Annotated in this window: 1 protein-coding gene and 1 pseudogene; both read right to left on the bottom strand. The window is 40.9% G+C overall.

Annotated features, from left to right (window positions below):
- Positions 1 to 25: 25 nt before the first annotated feature.
- A pseudogene (locus AAT22_RS18360) lies at positions 26 to 925 on the bottom strand (hypothetical protein); the annotation flags it as partial.
- On the bottom strand, positions 922 to 1,242 hold the full coding sequence (locus AAT22_RS18365) for a DUF4406 domain-containing protein (protein ID WP_347457280.1): 321 nt from the start codon (positions 1,240 to 1,242) through the stop codon (positions 922 to 924). The gene AAT22_RS18365 and the pseudogene AAT22_RS18360, both read right to left, overlap by 4 nt.
- Position 1,243: the final 1 nt, after the last annotated feature.

Below are 1,243 nucleotides of genomic sequence, written 5' to 3' on the forward strand. Positions count from 1 at the left end.
ACTATATTGACTTAAGTCCAAAATGACCAAACTTATGAATACGAACAAGGTCAAAAGCATTAAGAAGTCTCCCACTTGCAGGATCTGTTGCATGATGGGAATAGGCAAACTTATCATCATAGAGGATGACACCAGCACTAGAATCAGCCGGGATATAATCATAGCGACCAGCCATTACTGAAGGCTCGTATATATCCTTTAAGAACCTATCGATTGCAGTGCTTACTGAGTAGCTACGACAAAAAGTACCGATAACACCTTCTTTTGAAAGAGGATCGGCTTGTTCCTTTAATGAGCGATTAATGACTTCTGATTGCCTAGAGGATACGGGCCAAGTACTGGTGTCTCGCCAATCATCGTATTTATTAAGAAATATATCCGGGTCAAGAAGAGATCCATCTTTCTCTTCATACACAAAAATTCCGTTTCTTGAAGTAGACGGCCAATACATTAATCGTTCTGGTTCATAGGTAGTGTCATCAAAAAGGTCGATGCCGATTTCTTTTGCGACCATGCGACTAACAGCAGCATACTCTTCCTCTCCCAGATCACGAAAGAGAGGAATGATTAGCCTTAGTCTTGGATTTTCTGGAGTATGCTTATGAGTAGAATAGATACAACACTGATAAGGGAAGAAGGTAGAGATTTCTTCCCAGATAGTACTCGTGCCGTAATCCATATCAAGGGTGAGCATGGAGCGTGATAGAACATTCCCTTTTTTACGTCTGCCATCTTTTAAATGACCGCCAACAAAACCGCCGACATCTTTAATGGAATCCTGACCACCTTTTCTCATTTTTCGATATTCTTCTACGGTTTCAGTGGTACGCTGAGTGGTCTTAACACGGGAGCAGAAGTCCTCCCAGCTGATGTCTGTGTTTTTCCACTTTTTATCCATTCGGCTGTTGCCGTATGCTATCTTCATAGAGACTCTACCTCCTTAAAATCTTTATTAAAGTATCTAACCGGCTGTCTGCGTTTCTTTGCTTTTTCAATTTCAATACTCATACCTTTTGAAATTACATCACCTAGAACCCAGACCTCTTGGCATTTGCCCATCAGGATAATATCCATGAAAATAGCCTGGTCACGTTCCTGTTCATTGCTGTCATCCATAAACTGTGGAAATAGAAGGTGAGGAGCAAGCGGGATATTGCCCTTATCTAAAGCAAAACGGCAAAACGCTCGTGTTCGCTTAGTATTATTTTCAACATCGCCACTAAATATTAATGTCAAGATTATT

The sequence above is a fragment of the Clostridium sp. C8 genome (genome assembly GCF_001010885.1).
Taxonomy (GTDB): domain Bacteria; phylum Bacillota; class Clostridia; order Clostridiales; family Clostridiaceae; genus Clostridium; species Clostridium sartagoforme.